Raw genomic sequence first — 3661 nt, 5'->3', positions numbered from 1 at the left:
AAGGGGAAGAGACGATGAACACACTATACTTAGAATATGCAGTAGAAGTTGAAAAAGCAGGTTCTATCACACAAGCTGCGGATAATCTTTATATGGCACAGCCTAATCTCAGCAAAGCCATTAAAGAGTTGGAAGATTCACTTGGATTTATGATTTTTGAAAGGACTCCAAAAGGGGTCGTGCCGACACGAAAGGGTTCCCAATTTCTTATATATGCTAAAAATATTTTGGAACAGCTATATAAGATGGAGACTTTGTCTAAACCTGACCACCCGGATATTCAGAGATTCAGTATATCCATTCCGAGGGTTAGCTATATAGCCCATGGTTTTACAAAATTTGTTGCTGCTCTTGATATGAAAAAGGGTATTGAAATCAATGTACAAGAGACTAATTCCATGCAAACAATAACCAACATTGTTGAAGGGCGATTTAATCTGGGAATTATCCGGTACGAAAACAGTTATGAAAACTACTTTCTCGACTATCTCACCAATAAGGGATTAGACTATGATTTGATCTGGGAGTTTGAATATTTAGCACTGATGTCAAAAAATCATCCTTTAGCTTCAGCCAAAGAAGTTGTTTACGATGAGTTGGTTGAATATATTGAGATTGCCCATGGTGATAAAGCTATTCCTTATTTGTCTGCCGGAGAAGCGAGAAGGCAATCTGGATCTCCTAATGCCCATAAGAGGATATATCTGTACGAGCGTGGTAACCAGTTTGAATTGCTGGCCAATATACCTACAACTTATATGTGGGTATCTCCAGTCCCTGATAACTTCTTAAACCGCTATAATCTGGTCCAACGCAAATGTAAAATAGCCAACAATAAAAATAAAGATCAATTGATTTATCCTAGTGGATATAAGTTTACAAGCCTTGATAAAAAATTTATAAACAAACTCTATGAAGTAAGAAATGAAGTATCTTTTAAGGAGTACAATTAAAGAATGATAAATTATTAACAAACTTTATACACTTTAAATGATAGGAAGAGAAATATAAAAGCGGCATATGGATTTTCATATATCCTTATGCCGCTTTTATATTTCCTTTTTACTATAGATATTGTTAAAATTATAACAAACAAAGAATCGGGAGAAGTTTTTATGAAAATTACCATATGTATCGGTAGCTCCTGTCACCTTAAAGGTTCAAGACAAGTTGTAGAACAGCTTCAGAACTTAATAGCCGAAAAGTGCCTCCAGGTCAGAGTTGAGTTGTGTGGTTCTTTTTGCATGAATAATTGCTTAGGGGAGGGAGTCTGCGTAAAAATAGGGGAAAAAATGTATTTACTTCAGCCTGAAAACACAAAAGCATTCTTTGAGAAAGAAATATTAGCAAAACTAGAGGAGTAACAGAAATAAGGAGGGCGAATCACATGGCTGAGCATTTAAAATTCAAAGAAGCGAATTGCAAAAATTGTTATAAGTGTATACGCCACTGTCCAGTAAAATCTATTCGCTTTTCTGAAAACCAAGCCAATATAATTGACGAAGAGTGCATACTTTGCGGGAACTGTTATGTGGTGTGCCCCCAAAATGCAAAAGAGATTCGAAATGATGTATCTACTGTAAAAGCTTTATTAAGAAGCGGTGTTCCTGTGTATGCAAGTATAGCGCCCTCCTTCGTTGCTTACTATGGCAATGTTACTATTAATTCTATGGAGAAGGCTTTGAAAAAGCTTGGCTTTGCAGGAGTTGAAGAAACAGCTGTAGGAGCAACCATCGTAAAGAAGCAGTATGAACTTATGACCCGTAAGGCTGAACAGAAGGTTATTATTTCATCCTGCTGCCATACAGTTAATTTGCTAATTCAAAAGTATTATCCGAAAGCACTTCCCTACTTAGCCCATATTGTATCCCCAATGCAGGCTCATTCCATGGATATAAAGCGTAGGTTCCCTGGAGGGAAAACTGTTTTTATAGGGCCTTGTATCTCGAAAAAGGCGGAAGCGGAAAGCTATGGTGGAATTGTTGACTGTGTGTTGACCTATGAAGAGCTAACCCCTTGGCTAAAGGAACAAAAGATACAATTGGAATTTGTTGAAGATACAAATAATGAAAGTCGAGCAAGATTTTTTCCCACAACTGGTGGAATATTAAAAACCATGACTGCCGGTAACCCGGATTATACATATATGGCTATTGATGGAATTGAAAACTGCATACCCGCTATCGAAGATGTAATCAAAGGAAAGCTTAATAAATGTTTTATAGAGATGTCTGCTTGTGTAGGAAGTTGTATCGGCGGTCCTGCAATGGGTAAAGAGAATTGCTCTCCTATAAAGAATTATATAGCCATAAGCAAGTATGCAGGTAATGAAGATTTTCATGTTGGTGACTATGAAGAGCAGGCACTAAAAAAGGATATGTCTTCACTAACACCCCGACAAGTCTATTTAGGGCGTAAGGCAATTGAAGAAGTTTTGAAAAAGATGGGGAAGACAAAGCCTGAAGATGAACTTAATTGCGGCAGCTGCGGCTATAATACCTGCAGAGATAAAGCACGGGCTGTCTTACAGGGCAAAGCAAATCTTCATATGTGTTTGCCTTATTTAAAAGAAAAAGCAGAATCATTTTCTGATAACATAATTAAAAATACTCCAAATGGCATTATTGTTTTGAATGAATCCTTCGAAGTACAGCAGATAAACGCTGCTGCCTGCAGGATGTTGAATATAAGAAATCCAAAAGATGTACTGGGGGATAATGTGGTATGCATACTTGATTCTCAGCCTTTCATAGAAGCCTATGAAAAAGGTATAGAATGCTACTATAAAAGCACTTATCTTCCTGAATACAATAAATATGTGGATCAAACCGTGATTTATGATAAAAGCTATCACATTATTATCTGTATAATGCGTGATGTGACTGAAGAAACCCTACAGAGGGAAAAGAAAGAAGCAATGGGACGCAGTACTATAGAAATTACTGATAAGGTGATCGAAAAGCAAATGCGAACAGTACAGGAAATCGCATCCCTATTAGGGGAGACAACTGCTGAAACCAAGATCGCCCTTACAAAGTTGAAGGAGTCGTTGATGGATGAATGATCTGTGTACTGATGTAGGTTATGCAAGTATAAATAAATTCGGAGAACAATTATGTGGAGATCATGTTGAAGTTGTAGCCCAAGGAGAAAATTCCACAGTTGTAGTTTTAGCTGATGGTTTAGGCAGCGGAGTAAAAGCCAATATTCTTTCCATACTCACTGCAAAAATCATATCTACAATGATGGCAAATGAATTGTCTGTTAGAGATTGTGTGACTACTATAGCTGCCACGCTGCCTATCTGCAAAATAAGGCGGGTTGCATATTCTACATTTACAATTATTCGAATTGAAAACAATTTGGATGCAGAAATTATTCAGTATGATAATCCCCATGTGATATTGCTGAGAAAGGGGAAAAGCATAGATTATCCTAAAACTTTAGAGATTATCGATAACAAGACCATATATAAATCAAAAATCAAGCTTGATGAAGATGATACATTTATTGCATTAAGTGATGGTGCAATACATGCTGGGGTTGGAATATCTCTTAATTTTGGCTGGCAGAGGGGAGATATAATCAAATATATAGAGAACATATACGAACCAAGCCTGACGGCTAAAACATTGAGTACCATGCTGCTTAACGAGTGCTA

The 3661-nt window shown here is 37.0% G+C and carries 4 protein-coding genes; all 4 read left to right on the top strand.

All coding sequences use genetic code 11. The features are described from left to right. Positions 1–953 (top strand): LysR family transcriptional regulator (locus tag ACESM9_RS15015; protein ID WP_373000556.1); only part of this gene is annotated, 953 nt, incomplete at its 5' end. Between the two features lie 162 nt (positions 954–1115). Further along, positions 1116–1364 carry a (2Fe-2S) ferredoxin domain-containing protein gene (locus tag ACESM9_RS15010; RefSeq protein WP_373000553.1) on the top strand — a complete coding sequence of 83 codons (249 nt, stop codon included), beginning with the start codon at positions 1116–1118 and terminating at the stop codon, positions 1362–1364. A gap of 23 nt (positions 1365–1387) precedes the next feature. Continuing rightward, on the top strand, positions 1388–3064 hold the full coding sequence (locus ACESM9_RS15005) for a [Fe-Fe] hydrogenase large subunit C-terminal domain-containing protein (protein ID WP_373000550.1): 1677 nt from the start codon (positions 1388–1390) through the stop codon (positions 3062–3064). Further along, on the top strand, positions 3057–3661 hold a 605-nt coding region (locus ACESM9_RS15000), incomplete at its 3' end, for a SpoIIE family protein phosphatase (protein WP_373000547.1). The genes ACESM9_RS15005 and ACESM9_RS15000, both read left to right, overlap by 8 nt.

It is taken from the genome of Lutispora sp. (genome assembly GCF_041687175.1).
Taxonomy (GTDB): Bacteria; Bacillota; Clostridia; order Lutisporales; family Lutisporaceae; genus Lutispora.
This window is presented reverse-complemented; position numbering and strand designations above follow the sequence as displayed.

Excerpts from the sequence above, each read along its gene's own strand:
- ACESM9_RS15005 (WP_373000550.1), top strand. The coding sequence starts at position 1,388 with ATGGCTGAGCATTTAAAATTCAAAGAAGCGAATTGCAAAAATTGTTAT.
- ACESM9_RS15010 (WP_373000553.1), top strand. The coding sequence starts at position 1,116 with ATGAAAATTACCATATGTATCGGTAGCTCCTGTCACCTTAAAGGTTCA.